Source organism: Methylacidimicrobium cyclopophantes, from assembly GCF_902143385.2.
Classification (GTDB): Bacteria; Verrucomicrobiota; Verrucomicrobiia; order Methylacidiphilales; family Methylacidiphilaceae; genus Methylacidimicrobium; species Methylacidimicrobium cyclopophantes.
In genome coordinates this window covers 1-19638 of sequence record NZ_CABFUZ020000256.1, presented here as the reverse complement: position 1 = coordinate 19638, position 19638 = coordinate 1, and the positions used below count along the sequence as shown (strand labels likewise).

The following is a 19638-nucleotide window of genomic DNA, read 5'->3' as shown; positions in this document are numbered from 1 at the left end:
GGCACGGAGGCTTTTCCCCCATGTTGGTTTTCCCCCGTTTCCCGGAGCGCATATCATCGGCGCGCGGAATCGGCAAGGATTTTGCAGCCTCTGCGGCGCCATCCGGTGATTGCGGAAAAGATCCGCGTGGTGCGCATTTGGTTCCGGAAAATCGTGCGAGACCTGGCAGGACGGTGGGAAGGCCCCGTCCAGGAGAAAATGTCCTCATCAAGCTGAGTCGCTGGGAGGGCCTCCAGGCTGCATGATAAAAGAAAGCCGGAGGGCGTTGGGATTCGGAGACGGCGAGCTCGATGGGTCCGGGATTTGTGGGAATTCTTCCTGACCCTACGCGTTGGCCGTCCCCTCTCCGCTCTTCGGTTTGGCTTGGACCTTTTCGAAGAAGATCCGGACTTCGCTCTCTTTCTTGCCGAGAAGGTGCTGGGCTCGAAGAAGGGCATTGCGGGTCGAGAGGTTGGGGTGGACGCCGATTAAGGGGAAGACATTGTCCCGTCCGATCGTGTCGATAACCCCGGAGCTGCGGAGGACTCGAATGATCGGTCTGGTGGCTCCGCTGATGAGGAGATGGCGTCCGCTCTCGTGCATCATTCGGGCGAGTTCGTCGATGGCAAGCGCACAGGTCGCGTCGAGGTGGTGGGCGTTGCGCATGCGGAGGATGACGACACGGAGGGTGGGGTCAAGGCAGATCCGGCGGATCTGGTCGCGAAAGAGATCGGCGACGCCGAAAAAGAGCTCTCCCTCGACATGAATGATGCAGATTTCCGGAACCACTCTCTCTTCGGACCGTCCTTTTTCCCGCAAGCCCTCCTCTTCGTCATAGGTGTATTCGACCAGCGAGGGCTGGCCGACCTGCTTGAGGAAGAGGAGCACCGAGGCGCCGATGCCGAGGCCGATGGCGAAGTCGAGCGGGGTGAGGAGGGCGCTAAAGAAGGTGACGAGGAAGACGAGCCCATCGGCCTGGGTCGTTTGGAGCGCGATCCGGACATCGCGCCTGTTGATGAGCGAAAAGCCCGTGCAGACGACCAAGGTCGCCAGCGCGGGCATCGGAATGTAGGCAAAAAAGGGGCCTGCCAGAAGGAGACCGCCCGCCAGAAGGAGACCGCTCCAGAGGTTGGCGAGGACCGTTGCCGGCTTACTGATCCAGTTGAGGGCGGAGCGGGTGAGGGAGCCGGAAACCGGCATTCCCCCCAGAACGGCGCAGGCGAGATTGGCCGCACCCTGCGCAAACATCTCCCGGTTGGGATCGATCGGCTCGCCGGAGCGGCTGGCGAGGGACTTGCCGATGCTCGCTCCTTCGATTGCGGCGAAGAAGGCGAGGGCCAGGGAAGCGCTGGCGAGCTGCGAGAACCAGCTCCAGTGGAGAGAGGGTATCGTAAGGGGCCAGAACCCGAACGGAATCGGCTCGAGGTAGCGGATCGGGAGATGGAAGAAGCGGAGCGGCAGGGAAAGCAAGGAGACGAGCAGGAGGGCGAGGGCGACGGCGGGCAGCTTGGGGAAGGAGACCTTGAGCCACCACCAGACAAGGAAGGAGAGGAGACTCAGGGCAACCGAAGGCCATTGGGCCTGGCCCGCGTGGCGGATCGTCTGGCCCACGATGTCGACGAAGGTCGAGACCTCCGGGATCGGGAAGCCCAGCATGTGATGGACTTGATTGGCGATGATGAGGAAGGCCGCTCCGGTGATGTAGCCGATCACGACGGTCCGGGAGACATATTGGGTAAGGGCCGCGGCGCGAAAGACGGCTCCGGCCAGGAGGGCCAGCCCCATCAGGAGCAGAAGAAAGCTCAGGGAAGAGATCTTGTCGATCTTGCCCTCCATGCTCAGATAGGAGCTGAAGACCAACACCGCGGTGGCGTTGGTGGGGCCGAGCACGACGTAGCGGGAGCTTTGAAAGAGGGGTCCGACGACGGAGGCGACCGCGCAGGCGTAGATTCCGTACTGGACGGGGAGTCCCGCAATCAGGGCGTAGGCCATTCCCTGCGGAAAGGAGAGCAGGGCGACGTTGAAGGCCGCGCTCAGGTCGGCACGCAGCTTGGCCGAAGAGTACGAAAGTAAGGTCGCCCGGAGCGGCCCAAGATCCAAATGGAGCTCGGTCCATTGATCGCGCAGCCGGCGGGCGAGTCTCGCTGAGGCGGGCCAAACGCGCTTCAGGAAGAGCCGGCGCGCATCGTCTCCCAGTCGATTCCCCTTGTGCGGCACCATTTGCGGTAAGCCTCCGGCAAGATTTCCGACGGTTTGATTTCGCTGCGCCCTCCCCAAAAGATATTTGAGTAGAGAACCGGGATCCCCATCCGGCGGAGGTGGTCGTCCATCGCGGCCTTCTGGAGCAGCAGCCGCTCCTTTTCCCGTCCGTGCGCGACCGCCATCAGGTTGACGTTTCCAAACTCCGGACCCGCCTCCCGCCAGTAGCAGTGGGTGAGGATCTCGAAGCGGCCGATCTCCTCTCCGGCTTCCCTCTCCCTCCCCCGGGGAACCGCCCAGTGGAAGAGTCCGTTAAAGCGGGTGACCCGCTCCCCGGTCGAAAGGGGCTTCACATGCTCGAGGAAGGTCGAGAAGCGGCCGAGGATTCCCATCCGTTCGAGCTCCTTCGCCACGCGGACAAAGTCCGGGAGGGAAAGGCCGACCGAGCGGGCTCGGGCCGCCCAGAAACCCAAGCCGACTTCCTCCGGCCGTAGCTCATCCTTGAGGGCTTCGAGGACCTTCCACTGCTCCTGGGAGAGCGCGCGCACCTCCACCGCGTGCATCCGAGCCCGCTCCGGAGAGATCGCTCCAATTTCGAGCGTCCGGCGCCGGACATGCCCGACACCGAGGGTGAAGATGCCCTTGGCGCGAAGGATCCGATGGCGCACTGCACCGATCTCCGACGCCAGGTAGCGGCAATGGGCTTCCAGCGAAAATCCCTGCGGCACTTTCAGGGTGCTCCAAAGACGAAAGGAAGAGCCGGCAGAGGCCGAATCGGTCGAGCGAACGACCACGTGGCCACTGAAGGGATCTTCGACCACGAGGAAGTCAAAGGCCGCTCCCAGCTTCTCTTCCGGAAGCTCCCACGCAATGAGTGCGCCAGGTGCCAAATCATTGGCGAGCAATGTCTGCCGGACCCTCCGGATGGTGCCGTGCTCGAGCATGGCCCGAATGCGCGCCGTTACGGTCTCGATCGAAAGACCCGAGAGCCGCGCGATCTCACGGAAAGGCTCTTCCTGAAATCCCGCGAGCTTGTCTTCGGATACCGAGAGGATGCGGGCGTTGATCGGATCCTCGGTGCTGATCGGAAGGGGCTCGCTCAAGTCGATGGAGTTCATGGCTATCCTTTTGACAAAGAAAGAGCCCTCATGCAAAAGCAAAACCTGGCGGGCCGTCGTGCAAGGCGAGCGCCTACGGATTCTCGAGACGGTCGAGGATCGCCTGGGCGAACGCTTCCGTCCCTACGGTCTTTCCCCCGTCGGAGGCGATGTCCGGCGTCCGGAAGCCGTCGCTCAAGGCTGCGCGGAAGGCGCTCTCGATCGCGAGGGCCGCCTTTTCCTCGCCTAGGCTATAGCGCAACAGGAGAGCGGCGCAAAGAATCTGTGCGCTCGGATTGGCGATTCCCTTCCCGGCGATGTCGGGCGCGGAGCCTCCCGCCGGCTCATAGAGGCCGAATCGGGCCTTGCCCAACGAAGCGCTCGGGAGCATGCCTAGGGAGCCGCAGATGGCTGCGGCTTCGTCGCTCAAGATGTCTCCGAAGAGGTTTTCGCAGAGAAGAACGTCGAACTGTCGCGGCTGGCGAATGAGCTGCATCGCAGCGTTGTCGACGTAGAGAAAACCCAATTGGACGTCGGCATATTCGGAAGCGATGCGGCGGACGGTCTTCCGCCAGAGGAGGCTCGACTCGAGTACGTTGGCCTTGTCGACGAGGGTGACAAATTGTTTCCTGGCGCGCGCGGCTTCGAAGGCGACGCGGGCGACGCGCTCGATCTCGGCGGTTTCGTAGACCAAGGTGTCGATCGCCCGTTCTCCCCGATCGGTCATCACGGTTCCCTTCGGTTGGCCGAAGTAGAGCCCCCCGGTCAGCTCTCGGACGACGAGCAGATCGACGCCGCGGGCGATCTCGGCCTTGAGCGGAGATGCGCTCAGGAGCTCGGGATAGCAGGTGATCGGGCGAAGGTTGGCATAGAGGCCGAAGGTGCGCCGAAGAGGGAGGAGGGCGGCGCGTTCCGGCTGCTTTTCGGGGGGGAGGGCTTCCCATTGCGGCCCTCCGACCGCACCGAAGAGGATCGCTTGGGAGTTGCGGCAGACCGTCAAGGTTTCCTCGGGCAGGGCCTTGCCGGCGGCGTCGATCGCCGCTCCTCCGACCAGGGCTTCCTCGAAGACCAGTCGGAAGCCGAACTTATGGGCGGCGGCGCGCAGGATGGGAAGGGTCGCCGCGATGATCTCGGGTCCGATGCCGTCTCCGGCGAGGACGGCGATTTGATAGGTCTTCATGGAAAGAAATCGGGTGGCTGGAGAAGAGGCTCCTATGCGAGAGGAACCATGCCGGTCTTGCGGGCGTACTGAAAGATGCCCCCCGCCTCGATCACGGGCCTCGCCTCTCCAAGCGGCTTGAGCCGGTAGCGAACGCCGCCGGCGGAGAGGAATTCTTCCTCGAGATTCACTTCGACCTGCTCCCCGGTTCGGATCCGATCGCAGAGCCGGTCCACGCATTCGTACGGGAAGAGGACTCCGGTGGAGACCGAGTTGCGGAAAAAAATCCGCGCGTAGCTTTCGGCGATCACGATCCGGCAGCCGGCGGCCCCGAGGGCGATCGGAGCATGCTCGCGCGAAGAGCCGCAGCCAAAATTTCGACCGGCGATGAGGATCGGGTAGCGGGCGGTTTCTTCTCCCGGCTCGACGAAACGCTCCGGGTAGAGATCGTCGGGTAGGCCCGAAAGGGCGTAGGAGCCGAGCTTGCGAAGCTCCTCGAGCACCGTGGGCACCAACATGAGGTATTGGGCCGGGATGATCTGATCGGTGTCGATGTTGTCGCCGACGACGTACGCGGGACCGGAAATCGTAGCCACTGCTCCTTCTTCTGAGAGCTTTTACGGCGTGCCGGCGCGAATGGCAATCCGAAAATGAGCCGATCGGTTTGGGGGCCGGAGGCCACAGGCAGCCGGGGAAGAGTGGGCGACAAATCGCAATGGTGGAGCAAGACGCTGGACGGATGGAACTCCTTTTGCCATTTTCCTTCCGCGATGGAGTCGGAAACGCCGAGGGAAGAGTTGCCGGCCTCCCCCCAGGGACGGTGGAAGCGCCGCCATCTCCTCGGCTTGCGGGAGCTGGAGAAGGAAGAGATCCTCGGTCTGCTCGACGCCGCCGACGAGGTGACGCGCTATCTCGATTCGGGGAGGGAGCTTCTATCGCTCCAGGGGCTTACCGTGGTCAATCTCTTCATCGAGCCGAGCACCCGTACGCGCGTCTCTTTCGAGCTTGCCGCGAAGCGGCTGGGAGCGAGCGTCCTCGAGATCGATCAGGAATCGAGCTCCATCCGGAAAGGGGAGACCCTCAAGGATACGGCGCGGAACTTGGAGGCGATGGGGGCCGATTTTCTCGTGCTCCGCCATTCGGCGGCGGGGGCGGCGCACTTTTTGGCCGACCGGGTGCGATCGTCGGTGATCAACGCGGGCGACGGCGCCCATGAGCATCCGACGCAGGGGCTCTTGGACCTTCTCACGATCCGCCGGCGCCTCGGAAAAATCGAAGGGGTCCGGGTCGCGATCGTCGGCGATATCCTGCACAGCCGTGTCGCTCGTTCCGACATCTGGGGCTTACGCAAACTCGGAGCGGAGATCGCGCTGGTCGGCCCGCGCACGCTTCTCCCCGAGGTCTTCGAACGGTTCGGAGCGAGACTGAGCTGGGAACTCGATCCGATCCTGCCTTGGGCGCAGGTCGTGATCCTCTTGCGTTTGCAGCATGAGCGGCAGAAGGAGGGAATGTTCCCCTCGCTCGGGGAGTATGTGTCGCTCTACGGATTGAGCGATAGCCGCTTGCGGCGTTGTCCCCCGGAAGTCCTGCTCATGCATCCGGGGCCGATAGAGCGCGGGGTTGAGATCGAAAGCGAGCTCGCCGACGGACCAAGCTCGGTCATCCTGAACCAAGTGGCCAGCGGAGTGGCCGTGCGGATGGCGGTCTTTGCGCAATTGGCCCGCTTTCATCGTCGGAATGGGGAAGCAAGGTGAGTGGATTCTACCGTCTAGCGGGCGGCCGCATCGTCGACCCGAGCTGCGGTCGGGACGAGATCGGGGATCTCTTCGTCGCCGCGGGGCGGATCGCGGACCCCGCTTCCCTCCCCCAGGAGAGCTGGGAGCGGATCGATGCTTCCGGATGCATCGTCGCGCCGGGGCTGATCGATCTCCACGTCCACTTGCGGGAGCCGGGTGATCCGCAGAAGGAGACAATCGCTTCGGGGACGCGCGCCGCGGCGGCGGGCGGGTTTACGGCCGTGGTGGCGATGCCGAACACCCGGCCCCCGGCCGACCAGCCCAATACGATCGGCTGGATCCGCGAGCGGGCGAAGGAGCAGGGCGCCGTCCGGGTCTATCCCACCGGCTGTCTCTCCGAGGGTAGGAAAGGGGAGAAGCTCGCCCCGCTCGGCTCTCTTCGCGCCGCTGGAGTGGTGGCGTTCACCGACGACGGCGGTTGTATCCAAGACGCCGGTCTCATGCGCCGGGTGATGGAATATGCCGCCATGCTTGGTCTGCCGATCCTCGAGCATTGCGAGGAGACGAGCGTCTCGGGAGGCGGGACGATGCATGAGGGTTACTGGAGCACGGTCTTGGGCCTCCGCGGCTGGCCGAGTCTCGCCGAGGAGCTGATCGTGAGCCGGGATATTCTCTTGGCGGAGTTGACGGGCGCGCGGCTCCACTGCCAACACCTTTCGACAGCCGGGTCGGTACGCCTCGTTCGAGAGGCCAAGCGCCGGGGAGTGGCCGTTTCGGCGGAGGTCACCCCACACCACCTGGCCCTGACCGATGGGGCTCTGGTCGACTATGACACCAATTTCAAGATGAATCCCCCGCTGGGTTCCGAGGCGGATCGGGAGGCATTGCTGGAAGGGATCGCCGATGGAACGATCGATCTGATCGCCAGCGATCATGCGCCTCACTGCTCCTTCGAGAAGGAGGTGGAATTCGATCGAGCTCCCTTCGGCGTCGTGGGGTTGGAGACGATGCTGGCGGTTTCCGCCGACGCCCTCGTGAAGACCAAGATCCTCGACTGGCCCGCACTGATCCAACGGCTGAGCACGGTCCCCGCGCGGATCCTCGGTCTCCCAGGGGGAACCCTCACGGCTGGAGCCCCGGCCGACCTGGTCGTGATCGATCCGAATTTGGAGTGGATCGTCGACCCGCAAGCCTTCCTTTCCCGGGGACGAAATAGTCCATTTGCGGGATGGGAGCTGCGAGGGAGGGCAATCCTCACTATGGTGGAAGGAAAGATCGTATGGCGTTTGTGAGAGAGCGGGAAGCCGTCTTGGTCCTGGAGGACGGGGAACTCTTTCGCGGGAGGGCCGTGGGGAGCCACGGAACGGTCATCGGGGAGGTCTGCTTCAATACCGCGATGTCGGGCTATCAGGAAGTTTTGACCGATCCCTCCTATCGGGGTCAGCTGGTCGCCATGACCTTCCCCCAAATCGGCAATTACGGCGTCAATCGATTCGACGATCAGTCTGCCCGCGTGCAGGTGGCCGGGTTCGTGATGCGGGAGATTTCGGAGAGGGCCAGCAGCTGGCGGGCGACGGGGACGCTCCAGGACTATTTAAGCGGGGCGGGGGTGGTCGCGGCCGACGGCATCGATACGCGGCGGCTTACCCTGCGGCTGCGCGAGCGGGGAGTCTGCCGCGGGGTGCTCTCAACCGAGGGGATTGGGATCGACGAGGCGGTGGAAATGGCCTGTGGGTGGAGCTATGGAGAGCGGGATTTCGTGAAGGAAGTGACCTGCCGCGAGCCCTATGCCTGGGAGATGCATCCGGCCTCGGAAGATCCTTGGCGCCAGGAAGAGAGCGAGGGGCTCCGGGCAGAGGGTCGACGAGTCGGCGGGGAAGGAAGATCGCCGCTTCGGTTGGCGGCCTTCGATTTCGGGGTCAAGTATGCGACTCTTCGGTTGTTGCGGCGCGCAGGCTTCACCGTGCGTGTCGTGCCGGCGTCAACCAAGCCTGAGGAAATCCTCGCGTCCGGAGTCGATGCGGTCTTTCTCTCCAACGGTCCCGGGGATCCCGCGGCTCTCTCCTCTCTCCACCAGACGGTGCGGGCGCTCGTAGGAAGGAAGCCGATCTTCGGGATCTGCCTCGGTCACCAACTCCTTGCTTTTGCTCTGGGAGGGAGGACCTTTAAACTAAAATTCGGCCACCGCGGAGCGAACCATCCGGTGGCGGACCTCATGACGCGACAGGTCAAGATTACCTCGCAGAATCATGGCTATGCGGTCGATCCGGAGTCTCTCCCCCCGCAGGTACGGGTTCGCGAGGTGAGTCTCAACGACGGGACCTGCGAGGCGATGGTTCACGAGGAGCTCCCCATCTTTTCGGTCCAATATCATCCGGAGGCGGCTCCCGGACCCAACGATGGGCTCGGCTGGTTTTCGATCTTTCGCAAGATGGCGGAAAGCGGTCGCCCCCTCGACGCCCAGGGCGGTTCATGAAGCCGTCGGAGTTGAAAACCCTCTGCGGCCGGCCGCTCGAGAAAGAGGAGGCGGAACGAGCGGTCGCGCTCCTGCTGGACGAAAGGATCTCAGAGGAGGAGAAAGCCGCCTTCCTTGTCGACGTCGAGGAGCGCGGAGCCACGGGTCGCGAGACGGCCTATTTCGCGGAGGCTTTCCGGCGTCGCTCCGTCCCGGTCGGCTTGCGCGGTTACTGGGAGGGACGGCCGATCTTGGACTGTTGCGGGACCGGCGGTGGAGGGCTCAACCTCTGCAACATCTCGACCGGGACCATGTTCATCCTGGCGGCTGCCGGGGTTCCGGTCGTCAAGCATGGCAACCGCGGCGTCAGCAAGGTCTCGGGAAGCGGCGATGTCTTGGAGGCGATGGGGATTCCGATCCGCCTCTCCCCTGCGGCGGCGGAACGCTCCCTGCGGGAGCTTGGGATGGTCTATCTGCATGCCCCCGATTACCATCCGGCCTTTGCGACACTCGGGCCGCTGCGCAGGAGGCTGGCTTCCCAGGGGAGGAAGACGATCTTTCATTTGCTAGGCCCGCTCCTCAATCCGGCCCGCCCCGCCGTCCAGATTGTAGGGGTCTTTCTGCGGCGCCACCTCCCCCTCTTCGAGGAAGCCCTTTTGCTCGGGGGTTGCCGGCGACCGGTGGTGGTCTTTGGAACGGATGCTGAGGGGCGGGCGATCGGAGAGCTCGGCGTGGAGGGCGAGGCGGAGATCCGTGGGTTGGATCTGCCGGAGGCAAAGATGGTCTTGGCAGAGTTTGCCCGGCGCCGCGGATATGCGGGCGCCCCGCTCGAGGAAGCCCTGGTCGACTCCGCCCGGGAGAGCGCCGTTCGGCTTCGGGCGGTCTTTTCGGGTCGAGAGAAAGGACTCGTTCGCGGACTCTTGGCGGCGAACGCGGCAGTGGGGTTGGTCGCGGGCGAGCGGCTCACCTCGCTCGCGGAGGCGCTGGAGATGGTCGAAGAGCTGCTCGATCGGGGAGTCGTGGAGGAGAAGGTTCTGCTGGCCGAACGCCTCGCGTCCGAGTTGCGTCTCGCTTCCGCCTCTTGGGCCCTTTCGTGAATCCAGGCGACATTTCCGGAAAAAGAGAGGCGGAACAAAGGAAGGAGAGGATCGGGTCGATGGGAAATCTGCGGCGGAAGGGTGGATCGGGTTGGCTCGCCGCCTTTTGGTTGCTTTGTGCGGCGAGAGGGTGGGCCGAGGCTCCGGCCGATGAGCCGGCCGTGCAAGTCGTGCAAAAGGTGCTTCCCGCCGTCGCGAACATCAACGCGGAACGAATCGTGCGCCGGCAGGTGCAGGATCCGTTCGAACTCTTTTTCGGCCGGTACTATTCCTATTCGGAGCGGGTCCGGAGCCTGGGATCGGGGGTGGTCGTGGCGCCCGAGGGCTTCGTGATCACATGCGCGCATGTCGTCGGCCGGGCGGTCAACCGAGCGGTGAAGGTGAGCCTCTCCCAAGGAAAGGATTTTCAGGCCAAGGTTCTCTTCGAGGATCCGGTCCAAGATTTGGCACTTCTCAAGGTCGAGGCTCCGAAGGCGCTCCCTTGGCTCGACATCCGCCGCCTCTCGCCCAACCTCTTGGGCCAGACGGTGATCGTCCTCGGAAACCCCGTCGGCTACCAGAGCAGTGTCTCTAAAGGAATCTTGAGCGCCAAAGGGAGGATGATTCAGACCGAGGAGGGAGCGATCGAGGGACTCCTGCAAACCGACGCCGCCATCAATCCGGGAAACAGCGGGGGACCCTTGGTCGACCTCGCGGGAGCCTTCGTCGGCTTGAGCTCGGCCAAGTTCAGCGGGGAAGCGATCGAAGGAATTGGTTTTGCCATTCCCGGAGATCGGGTGCTCGCCTGGTATGGGAAGGCGAAAGGGAGCTCTCTGGGTGGCCGGACGGCCGCCGGTCCGACTTTGGCGGATCTTCTCGAAAAGCGGTTCGGCATCGCCGTCCAGGAATTGACCGAGGATCTCGCCGCCTCGTTCGGTGTCGCTCCCGGTAGCGGGCTTTTGATCGCCACGGTGGAGAAGGGAAGTCCAGCCGCCGCCGCCGGGATCGAAGCGGGGATGATCTTGGCGGCCGTTGGAAACACCCCGGTCTCAGATCTCGGCGAGCTTCCGCCCGAGCTGGCGCGGATCCAGCCGGGATCGAGGACGGTCTTGACGATCACGCTTGTGGAGCAGAGGGGACCGGTTCTCTTCCAGCGGACCCAGAGTGTGGCGGTGGTCGCCCGGTAGGGTTGGGTTTCTGGCGATGTAAGAGATTCGGGAGGAATCCGTAGAGGAAAGGGAAAACGCTCGCTCCTTGTGCGAGCCCTCCCCTTTGCATAGAGTCTTTATGATGTTCAAGAAGATCTTGGAGATGGTCTTCGGTTCGAAGAACCGCCGGGAGTTGGCGCGGATCTGGCCGCAGGTGGCCCAGATCAACCGTTATGAGGAGCAGTTGCGCCCTCTCTCCGATGCGGAGATTCAACAGAAGACGGTAGAGTTTCGGAAGAGAATCGCCGCCGGGGAGACGCTGGACCAGCTGCTGCCGGAAGCCTTTGCGGTCGTCAAGAACGTCTGCCGCCGGTTCACCGAGGCGCGGAAGATCGTCCAGGTGCGGGGACACAACCTTCCTTGGGAAATGATCCCCTTCGACGTGCAGCTGGTCGGAGGGATCGTCCTTCACCAGGGTAAGATCGCGGAGATGGCGACCGGTGAGGGAAAGACCTTGGTTGCTACCCTGCCCGTCTATCTCAACGCGCTGACCGGGAAGGGAGTGCATGTGGTAACGGTCAACGACTATCTGGCGGCGCGGGACAGCGAGTGGATGGGCGAGATCTATCGCTTCCTCGGTCTGACGGTGGGCTGCCTGCAGCAAGGGCAATCCTTCGAGGAGCGGCGGCAACAGTATGCTTGCGACATCGTCTACGGGACCAACAGCGAGTTCGGCTTTGACTATCTGCGCGACAATAGCATCGTGACGAGCCGGGAGGAAAAGGTCCAGAGGGGTCATGCCTACGCCATCATCGACGAGGTCGACAGTATCCTGATCGACGAAGCCCGGACGCCGTTGATCATTTCGGGACCGGCCACCGTCGCCTCGACGGGAGAGTACGAGCGCTACCGGGGTCCCGTCGCTCGGCTGGTGCAGCAGCAGATGATCGAGTGCGCTCGGTTGGCCGAAGAAGCGCAAAAGGCATTGGCCGAGGGGCGTCCGCGGGAGGAGATCGGCCGTCTTCTCTTCAAGATCAAGCTCGGCATGCCGCGCAACAAGCAGCTTCTCAAGATTCTGGAAGAGGGGGAAGCCCGCCGGATGATGGAGGATGCCGAACTCGCGCTCTATCAGGATTCCCGCCGCATCGAGCTTTACCAGATCAAGGAAGAGCTCCTCTTCGCGATCGACGAAAAGAACCACGAGGCCGACTTGAGCGAGCGCGGCCGGAAGTTCCTCAGCCCGGACGACCCCGATTATTTCGCCCCGCCCGACCTCGCTCTGCTTTTCGATGTCATCGGGAAGGACACGGCGCTCACCACGGAAGAAAAGGAGCGGAAGCGTCAAGAAGCGCAGAAGCGGTATGAGGAGGCGAGCGAGCGGATCCATACGATCGCCCAGCTTTTGCGTGGATACTGCCTCTACGAGAAGGACGTGCACTACGTCGTGCAGGACAACAAGGTGATCATCGTCGACGAGTATACCGGACGGCTCATGCCCGGCCGCCGTTGGAGCGACGGTCTCCACCAGGCGATCGAGGCAAAGGAAGGGGTCCAGATCGATCGGGAGACGCAGACCCTCGCGACGATCACCATCCAAAACTACTTCCGGCTCTATGGGAAGCTCGCCGGCATGACCGGAACGGCGGCGACGGAGGCCAACGAGCTCCATGACATCTACAAGCTCGACGTGGTAACGATCCCGACCAACCGGCCGTGTGTCCGGAAGGATATGGAGGACAGCATCTTCAAGACCCGGCGGGCGAAATACCACGCCATCGTCGAGAAGATTCGGGAGCTCCACGCGCAAGGGGAGCCGGTCTTGGTAGGGACGATCTCGGTCGAGGCATCGGAGCTCCTGAGTCGGATGCTCAAGCGGGAGGGGATCCCCCACAGCGTCCTCAATGCGAAGTTCCACCAGCAGGAGGCGGAGATCGTTGCGCGGGCGGGTCTCCGGGGAACGGTTACGATCGCCACGAACATGGCGGGCAGAGGAACGGATATCAAGCTTGGGGAGGGGGTTCCCGAAGTGGGAGGGCTTTTCGTCCTCGGAACCGAGCGACATGAGGCGCGTCGGATCGACCTCCAGCTCCGGGGCCGTTGCGCCCGGCAGGGAGATCCGGGCATGTCGAAGTTCTTCATTTCCTTGGAGGACGATTTGATGCGCAACTTCGGCGATTCGCGCCGGATTGCGGGGCTGCTGACCCGCTTAGGGATGAAGGAGGATGAGGAGCTCGAGCACCCCTGGTTGACGAAAGCGGTGGCCACCGCCCAGAAGCGGGTCGAGCAGCGCAACTACAGCATTCGCAAACACACCCTCCAGTACGATGATGTGATGAACCTGCAGCGGGAGGTGATCTACAACTTCCGCGATCAAATCCTCGAATCGGAGGATCCTCGGAAGGAGCTCTTCGAGGTCCTCGGGGAGGTGGTGCGGGAGGAGGCCCAAAGTCGGCTGCAGGGTGGGGAGGCGGATCTGGACGGGCTGCTCGGCTGGGTCAACGCCACCTTCCCGGTGGGAATGCGTAAGGAGGATTTGGGCGACGGGGAGCCGGAGGCGGCCGCCGAGAAGATCCTCGCGCGCGTCCGGCAGGCGTACGAGCTGAAGGTAAAATATGAAGAGCCGGCGTCGCTCCAGGAACTCGAGCGGATTACGGCCCTTTCGGCCGTAGATCGACTCTGGCAAGAGCATCTCTATGCGATGGACGGGCTCCGGGGCGGAATCGGGCTTCGTGCCTATGGACAGAAAGATCCTCTCATCGAGTACAAGCAGGAAGCCTACGCTCTCTTTCAAGACCTCATGGGGAGGATCAAGCGGGAAATCGTCCAGAACCTCTTTCGGTCGGCCTCGAGCGTTCTCGCCTTCGAGCGCTTCCTCTCCTCCTTGCCGCAGCAGTTTGTTCGGCCCGAGCTGGCGGACGGCGTCCCGCCTGTGGCTGCCGAGCCGAAGCCGCCGACGCAAGAGCCGGAGCGAGCCGCGCACGACCAGCCGCTCATCCCGATCAGCCGAAGCGGACCCAAGATGGGACGGAATGATCCCTGTCCGCTCGATCCGACGAAGAAGTTCAAGAACTGCTGTGGAGCCTTGGGCGAAAAGACCTGCATCAAAGTCTCCCTTCTTGCGGGACAGCCCGTTCGTCCTTCGCCCGCAAAGGATGGAAAGAAAAAGCCGTAATCGTTTCGACCGGAGGATGGCCGAGGGCACCCGATGACCGTGGAACTGGTGAGTACGGGAACCGAGCTCCTCCTGGGCGAAGTGACGGAGGCCCATCTCGCCTTTGTCGGCAGAGAGCTTCGTTCCTTGGGGTTGCGGCTGGAGCGGCAGACGGTCGTGCCCGATGGAGCGGCGGTCCGGCGCATCCTGGAGGACGCCTTGTTCCGCTCGGATCTGGTAATCGTGACCGGCGGCCTGGGGCCCACCTCCGACGACAACACCCGGGAGGCCGCGGCCGAAGCAATCGGCCGGAAGCTCGAATTCCAGGAAGCGGTCTTCTCAAGGATCAGCTCCTTTTGCGCCGCCAAGGGGATTCAAGTGGTCGCCGGCGGGCTTCGACGGCAGGCGATGGTTCCGCAGGGAGCGCAGGTTCTCTGGAACTCGGTCGGGACCGCGCCGGGTCTTTTCCTCCAAAAGGGCCGGCTCGCAATGTTTTTGCTCCCGGGCCCGCCCCGGGAGCTCATTCCGATGTGGAGGGCGGCGGTCGTCCCTTGGCTCCGCGCCCGAGCGAAAGGGGAGGAGTTTTTCTGGCGGTCTTGGTGGATCGTCGGCTTGACGGAATGGGAGGTTCAGGAGCGGGTGGAGGAAGCGCTTCGCGCTCTGGGCTTGAAGGAAATCGGCTATTGCGACCGGTTGGGGGAAGTGGAACTCCGTGTGGGAAGTTCGGAGCGCGCTCTCTTGGACCAAGCGGAGCAGTTGGTGAAAGCTCGGATGGGCACCGCCCTTTTCGGAGAAGAGGGAGCGACCTTGGAGGCGGCCGTCGTCGAGCTGGCGACTCGTTTGGGGAAGACGGTAGCCACTGCGGAGTCGTGCACGGGGGGACTCGTCAGCAGCAGGCTGACCGACGTGCCGGGGAGCTCCGCGGTCTTCACCTTCGGTTGGGTCGCTTATGCGAATGAGGCGAAAATCGTGGAGCTCGAAGTCGATCGGAAGCTTCTCGCGGAACAAGGAGCGGTGAGCGCCGAGGTCGCCGAGGCGATGGCGAGCGGCGCCTTACGCCGTAGCGGGGCCGACTTGGCCATTTCGGTGACCGGGGTCGCCGGACCGTCGGGAGGGACTCCGGAAAAGCCGGTCGGCCTCGTCTGGTTCGGCTTGGCGACCGAGGGAAAGACGACCTCCTTCAAAAAAAACTTTCCAGCCGACCGGAGCGTCGTCAAGCGTCTTGCCTCTCAAGCGGCGCTCGATGCGCTCCGCCTGGCTCTTTTGGACGAAAGTGAGCTTGCGAGGTGATGAAATTAAGAGTTGTTTTGGAGGGAAAACTTTTTTGAAATAGCGCTGTGGCTGCGATTATTCTCAACCTCTTTCGCATCCATTTTCCCGATGTCTCCCGCGCCGATCCGGACGGCTTGGTGGCGGTCGGCGGAGATCTCTCCGTGAGTCGGCTGCTGGCGGGATATCGATCGGGGATCTTCCCGTGGACGGATCGGCCCCTGACCTGGTGGTCGCCGGATCCCCGGGCGGTCTTCGAAATGGATCGATTTCACGTTCCGCGCCGGCTCGCGCAGAAGATTCGGCAAGGGAAGTTCACCTACACGGTCAACCGTGCGTTTGCAGAGGTGATTCGCGGTTGCGCTCGACCGGCCATCGGCCGCGAGCATACATGGATCAGTCCGCGATTCATCAAAGCCTACTGCGAACTCCACCGACAGGGCTTCGCCCACAGCGTGGAGGTATGGCAGCAGGGAGAGCTGGTCGGAGGACTCTACGGGGTGGCGATCGGCGGATTTTTCGCCGGCGAATCGATGTTTCACCTCGTATCCGATGCTTCGAAAGCGGCGCTGGTCTTCACCGTGAATCGCCTCGTGGAGCGGGGATTCGTGCTCTTCGACACCCAGGTAGCCACGCCGACGACGCGGCAAATGGGGGCGGTGGATATTTCTCGAAGCGAGTATCTCGAGCGGCTACCGGCGGCACTGGCCAGCCAAGCCTCCTTCGCCCCGTAGGGGAAGCGTTTTTTGCGAGCGTTCGGTCAGCGAGGAGCCGATTCCGACAGAGGCTGGGCCGCCGCCCCTTCACAGCTTGCCAGGCTCGTGCTCGGGCGCCGGCAGCAGTCGTGGAGGAGATAGCCGATCAGCTGGTCGACGGTCGCAAAATTGGCTGAGTAGATCACGAGCTTCCCCCGCTTTCGCGAACGGGCCAAGCGGGCATGCTTCAACTGTTGGAGATGGAAGGAGAGGGTAGCCAGGGGCACCTTCAACCGCGCAGCGATCTCCCCGGCCGGCAGTCCGGCGGGCCCCGCCTGGATCATGAGCCGAAAGACGTCGAGTCGGGTCTCCTGGCCGAGCGCCGCAAGCACCTCTACGGCTTGACTCGTTCTCATGATTTTAGTATTGTAGAAGCGTTTAGTGAACCATGAAGCAATAGCGCTTCGCACTGCTCAATAATGACGATGAAAACAAGGTCAAGCAAGCGGCTCGATTTCTTCGAGCGGTATCTCACCTTGTGGGTGGCCGCCTGCATGGTCATCGGGGTGGCGATCGGCAAGTTCCTTCCCGACCTCACGCATCATTGGAGCGGCATGGAGTTCGGTCGGAGCCATGTCAACATCCCGATCGCGGTGCTGATCTGGCTGATGATCTTCCCGATGATGCTCAAGATCGACTTCGGAGGGCTGCGCGGTGTCGCCCGGCGTCCGAAAGGGCTTGCGGTGACTCTTTTCGTCAACTGGCTCGTCAAGCCCTTTAGCATGGCTCTCTTCGGATCGTTCTTCGTCGTCGGGCTCTTTTCTTCGGCCTTCCACTGGATCGACCCGGAAACCGCACGAAACTACCTGGCCGGCTTGATCATCCTGGCCGCCGCTCCCTGCACGGCGATGGTCTTCGTCTGGAGCTATCTGACCGAAGGGGATGCGGCCTATACCCTGGCGCAGGTGGCGATCAACGATCTCATCATGACTTTCGCGTTCGCCCCGATCGTCATGCTGCTGGTTGGAGTGAGCGGGATCGTCGTTCCGAAAGAGGTGCTGCTGACCTCCGTCGTGGCCTTTATCGTGATTCCGCTGGCGGCGGGTTGGCTGAGCCGCACTCTCGCCGTCCGGTTGCGGGGTCTTTCCTGGTTCGAAAGCTCCTTCCTGCCGCTCTTCAAGCCGGTGACGACCTTCGCTCTTCTGGCGACCCTAGTGATGATCTTCGCCTTTCAGGCGGAAAACATTCTGACGAATTGGATCGCCGTCGGGCTCTTGGCGATTCCGATCTTAGTCCAAGTTTATGCCAACTCGGGGCTCACCTATCTGCTCATGCGGTGGTTTCGAGTTCCCCACAACGTCGCTTCCCCGGGCGCCCTGATCGGCGCAAGCAACTTTTTCGAGCTTGCGGTCGCGGTCGCCATCACGCTCTTCGGACCCACTTCCCCTGCGGCTCTGGCCACCGTGGTCGGCGTGCTCGTGGAGGTGCCGGTCATGCTTTCGGTCTGTCGTCTCTGCCTGGGTACCAAGTGCTGGTACGAGAGAACCTCATGCCCCGTGTCGCATTAAGTCGGAATTCCTTCCGGCGGAGTGGGGCATCGGGCGAGGGGGCGAGCGCGAGCTCGGTTACGGTAGGAAGAGGGGCTCTTCCTTACTATGGATGGAACGAGGAAAGGAGAAAGACTATGACGGTGATTGAGATTTTTGAACCGGCTCTTTGCTGCAGCACGGGTGTTTGCGGCGTGGAGATCGATCCGGTGCTCGTGGACTTCCACGCCGACCTCGAATGGGCCAAACGCAACGGCGCGGCCGTTGAGCGACGGAACCTTGCGCAACAGCCGCTCGCCTTTGCCGAAAATGCGACCGTGAAGGACTTCCTGGAGCGCTCAGGCCAAGAGGCTCTTCCGATCGTCTTGGTCGGGGGCGAGGTGGCGCTGGTGGGTCGTTATCCGAGTCGCTCCGAGCTCGCTCGTTGGGCGGGGATTCCGGAGGCCGGCGACGAGGAGCCGCCTGGGAGCTGCTGCTCGGGGAGTTGCTGTTGCTGAAACGGGCCGACGCGATGCGCTTCCTCGATCAGCCGCCGCGATTCCTTTTTTTTACGGGGAAGGGAGGGGTAGGGAAGACCTCCCTTGCCTGTGCCGCGGCCCTTTCTCTCGCGGAAGCCGGCAAACGGGTGCTGCTGGTCAGCACCGATCCGGCTTCGAACGTGGGGCAGGTTTTCGGATTTCCGATCGGCCATCGGATCCGCGCGATCCCCGCGATCCCCAACCTGTCCGCGTTGGAAATCGACCCCCAAGCCGCAGCCCGAGTCTATCGAGAGCGCATCGTCGCTCCTGTCCGCGGCGTCTTGCCGGAGGCGATAGTCCAAGGGATCGAGGAGCAGCTTTCCGGAGCCTGCACGACGGAGATCGCCGCCTTCGACGAGTTTACCGCGCTGTTGACCGGCTCGGCGCCGACGGAGGGATTCGATCATATCGTCTTCGACACGGCGCCGACCGGCCATACGGTCCGGCTGTTGCGGTTGCCGGGCGCATGGAGCGGATTTCTCGAGGCCGGAAAGGGCGATCTCTCTTGCCTGGGGCCGGTGGCTGGGCTGGAGAAGCAGCGGAGCCGGTACAAGGCCGCAGTCGAAGCGTTGGCTGACCCCGCCCAAACCCGTCTGATTCTGGTCGCTCGCGCGCAGGCGGCCGCGCTGCGGGAGGTTGCCCGCACCGGGGAGGAGCTGGCGGCCATCGGCCTATCGGAGCAGATGCTCGTCATTAACGGCCTCTTCCCTTCGGACGAAACGAGAGACGATCCGTTGGCCTCCTCCATTCGGCGGAGGGAGCAAGAAGCGCTTCGCGCCATGCCGGATACGCTTCGGGAGTTGCCGCGCGAGGAGATTCCGCTCCGGCCATTCAATCTCGTTGGCGTCGACGCCTTGCGGAGGCTACTGGCCGGCGATGGTCGAATTCCCGAACCGCCGGAGTTCCCTTTCGGCGTCGGCGAGAAGAGTCTTGGGCTCTCCTCCCTCGCGGACTCTCTCGCCAAAGAGAGCCATGGGCTCGTGATGCTGATGGGGAAGGGGGGTGTCGGCAAGACCACGCTCGCCACCGCATTGGCGATCGCCCTGGCGCGCCGGGGACTCCCCGTCCACTTGACCACCTCCGATCCTGCAGCTCATCTGGCCGAGACGCTGGAGGGCGCGCTTCTTCCCAACCTGATCGTGAGCCGCATCGACCCGGCGGAAGAGACGGAGCGCTATCGGAAGCAGGTGCTCGAAACAAAGGGGGCCCGCCTCGATGCCGAGGGGCGGGCTCTGCTCGAAGAGGATCTGCGCTCTCCCTGCACCGAAGAGATCGCGGTCTTTCAAGCCTTCTCCCGTATCATCCGGGAGTCGGAGACCAAGTTCGTGGTCCTCGACACGGCGCCGACCGGCCATACGCTGCTTCTGCTCGACGCCACGGGCGCCTATCACCGCGAGGTCGAGCGGCAAATGGGGAAGTCCGGCAGGAGCTATACGACCCCGATGATGCGGTTGCGGGACCCGAAGCAGACCAAGGTGCTGATCGTGACGCTCGCCGAGACGACGCCCATCTTGGAAGCGGCCAACCTGCAGGCCGATCTTCGTCGCGCGGGAATCGAGCCCTGGGCATGGATCGTGAACCAGAGCGTGGCGGCCGCGGAGCCGCGGGC

The 19638-nt window shown here is 63.3% G+C and carries 16 protein-coding genes; 11 read left to right on the top strand and 5 right to left on the bottom strand.

The window, feature by feature from the left end; genetic code table 11:
• Nucleotides 1-324: 324 nt before the first annotated feature.
• From FN369_RS10140 to FN369_RS10125, 4 genes are all read right to left on the bottom strand, one after another.
• Nucleotides 325-2199 carry a SulP family inorganic anion transporter gene (locus FN369_RS10140; RefSeq protein ID WP_142526020.1) on the bottom strand — a complete coding sequence of 625 codons (1875 nt, stop codon included), beginning with the start codon at nucleotides 2197-2199 and terminating at the stop codon, nucleotides 325-327.
• Entirely contained in the window at nucleotides 2145-3296 is a 1152-nt protein-coding gene (locus FN369_RS10135; protein ID WP_142526019.1) for an Lrp/AsnC family transcriptional regulator, read from the bottom strand. Before FN369_RS10135 ends, FN369_RS10140 begins: the two co-directional genes overlap by 55 nt.
• A gap of 73 nt (nucleotides 3297-3369) precedes the next feature.
• Nucleotides 3370-4455: a 3-isopropylmalate dehydrogenase gene (gene leuB, locus FN369_RS10130; RefSeq protein WP_142526018.1), complete on the bottom strand. Its 1086-nt coding sequence runs from the start codon at nucleotides 4453-4455 to the stop codon at nucleotides 3370-3372.
• Between the two features lie 32 nt (nucleotides 4456-4487).
• On the bottom strand, nucleotides 4488-5030 hold the full coding sequence (locus tag FN369_RS10125; protein WP_142526017.1) for a LeuD/DmdB family oxidoreductase small subunit: 543 nt from the start codon (nucleotides 5028-5030) through the stop codon (nucleotides 4488-4490).
• 174 nt (nucleotides 5031-5204) lie between these two features.
• On the opposite strand from FN369_RS10125, the gene FN369_RS10120 reads away from it, so the two are divergent.
• From FN369_RS10120 to aat, 8 genes are all read left to right on the top strand, one after another.
• Nucleotides 5205-6188: an aspartate carbamoyltransferase catalytic subunit gene (locus FN369_RS10120; protein WP_142526031.1), complete on the top strand. Its 984-nt coding sequence runs from the start codon at nucleotides 5205-5207 to the stop codon at nucleotides 6186-6188.
• Nucleotides 6185-7462, top strand: coding sequence for a dihydroorotase (locus FN369_RS10115; RefSeq protein ID WP_142526016.1), 1278 nt, complete (start codon nucleotides 6185-6187; stop codon nucleotides 7460-7462). The genes FN369_RS10120 and FN369_RS10115 overlap by 4 nt, the downstream gene beginning before the upstream one ends.
• Nucleotides 7450-8646, top strand: coding sequence for a glutamine-hydrolyzing carbamoyl-phosphate synthase small subunit (gene carA / locus FN369_RS10110; protein WP_142526015.1), 1197 nt, complete (start codon nucleotides 7450-7452; stop codon nucleotides 8644-8646). The genes FN369_RS10115 and carA overlap by 13 nt, the downstream gene beginning before the upstream one ends.
• Complete coding sequence (gene trpD / locus FN369_RS10105; RefSeq protein ID WP_142526014.1) at nucleotides 8643-9722, top strand: anthranilate phosphoribosyltransferase; 1080 nt, start codon at nucleotides 8643-8645, stop codon at nucleotides 9720-9722. The genes carA and trpD overlap by 4 nt, the downstream gene beginning before the upstream one ends.
• Nucleotides 9723-9781: 59 nt before the next feature.
• Nucleotides 9782-10888 carry a S1C family serine protease gene (locus tag FN369_RS10100; RefSeq protein WP_142526013.1) on the top strand — a complete coding sequence of 369 codons (1107 nt, stop codon included), beginning with the start codon at nucleotides 9782-9784 and terminating at the stop codon, nucleotides 10886-10888.
• A gap of 103 nt (nucleotides 10889-10991) precedes the next feature.
• Complete coding sequence (secA, locus tag FN369_RS10095; protein WP_142526030.1) at nucleotides 10992-14021, top strand: preprotein translocase subunit SecA; 3030 nt, start codon at nucleotides 10992-10994, stop codon at nucleotides 14019-14021.
• 33 nt (nucleotides 14022-14054) lie between these two features.
• Nucleotides 14055-15290: a competence/damage-inducible protein A gene (locus tag FN369_RS10090; protein WP_142526012.1), complete on the top strand. Its 1236-nt coding sequence runs from the start codon at nucleotides 14055-14057 to the stop codon at nucleotides 15288-15290.
• 47 nt (nucleotides 15291-15337) lie between these two features.
• Nucleotides 15338-16003, top strand: a complete 666-nt coding sequence (gene aat / locus FN369_RS10085; RefSeq protein WP_142526011.1) for a leucyl/phenylalanyl-tRNA--protein transferase — start codon at nucleotides 15338-15340, stop codon at nucleotides 16001-16003.
• 26 nt (nucleotides 16004-16029) lie between these two features.
• On the opposite strand, the gene FN369_RS10080 is transcribed toward aat, so the two are convergent.
• Entirely contained in the window at nucleotides 16030-16380 is a 351-nt protein-coding gene (locus FN369_RS10080) for an ArsR/SmtB family transcription factor (protein ID WP_142526010.1), read from the bottom strand.
• 69 nt (nucleotides 16381-16449) lie between these two features.
• Between FN369_RS10080 and arsB the strand changes: the two genes are divergently transcribed.
• From arsB to arsA, 3 genes are all read left to right on the top strand, one after another.
• Nucleotides 16450-17532, top strand: a complete 1083-nt coding sequence (arsB, locus tag FN369_RS10075) for an ACR3 family arsenite efflux transporter (protein WP_142526009.1) — start codon at nucleotides 16450-16452, stop codon at nucleotides 17530-17532.
• 116 nt (nucleotides 17533-17648) lie between these two features.
• Nucleotides 17649-18008, top strand: a complete 360-nt coding sequence (gene arsD, locus FN369_RS10070) for an arsenite efflux transporter metallochaperone ArsD (protein WP_142526008.1) — start codon at nucleotides 17649-17651, stop codon at nucleotides 18006-18008.
• A gap of 14 nt (nucleotides 18009-18022) precedes the next feature.
• A partial coding sequence (gene arsA, locus FN369_RS10065; RefSeq protein WP_142526029.1) for an arsenical pump-driving ATPase occupies nucleotides 18023-19638 on the top strand: 1616 nt, incomplete at its 3' end.

Excerpts from the sequence above, each read along its gene's own strand:
- FN369_RS10140 (WP_142526020.1), bottom strand. The coding sequence starts at position 2,199 with ATGGTGCCGCACAAGGGGAATCGACTGGGAGACGATGCGCGCCGGCTC.
- FN369_RS10135 (WP_142526019.1), bottom strand. The coding sequence starts at position 3,296 with ATGAACTCCATCGACTTGAGCGAGCCCCTTCCGATCAGCACCGAGGAT.
- leuB (WP_142526018.1), bottom strand. The coding sequence starts at position 4,455 with ATGAAGACCTATCAAATCGCCGTCCTCGCCGGAGACGGCATCGGACCC.
- FN369_RS10120 (WP_142526031.1), top strand. The coding sequence starts at position 5,205 with ATGGAGTCGGAAACGCCGAGGGAAGAGTTGCCGGCCTCCCCCCAGGGA.
- carA (WP_142526015.1), top strand. The coding sequence starts at position 7,450 with ATGGCGTTTGTGAGAGAGCGGGAAGCCGTCTTGGTCCTGGAGGACGGG.
- trpD (WP_142526014.1), top strand. The coding sequence starts at position 8,643 with ATGAAGCCGTCGGAGTTGAAAACCCTCTGCGGCCGGCCGCTCGAGAAA.
- FN369_RS10100 (WP_142526013.1), top strand. The coding sequence starts at position 9,782 with ATGGGAAATCTGCGGCGGAAGGGTGGATCGGGTTGGCTCGCCGCCTTT.
- secA (WP_142526030.1), top strand. The coding sequence starts at position 10,992 with ATGTTCAAGAAGATCTTGGAGATGGTCTTCGGTTCGAAGAACCGCCGG.
- FN369_RS10090 (WP_142526012.1), top strand. The coding sequence starts at position 14,055 with ATGACCGTGGAACTGGTGAGTACGGGAACCGAGCTCCTCCTGGGCGAA.
- FN369_RS10080 (WP_142526010.1), bottom strand. The coding sequence starts at position 16,380 with ATGAGAACGAGTCAAGCCGTAGAGGTGCTTGCGGCGCTCGGCCAGGAG.
- arsB (WP_142526009.1), top strand. The coding sequence starts at position 16,450 with ATGAAAACAAGGTCAAGCAAGCGGCTCGATTTCTTCGAGCGGTATCTC.
- arsD (WP_142526008.1), top strand. The coding sequence starts at position 17,649 with ATGACGGTGATTGAGATTTTTGAACCGGCTCTTTGCTGCAGCACGGGT.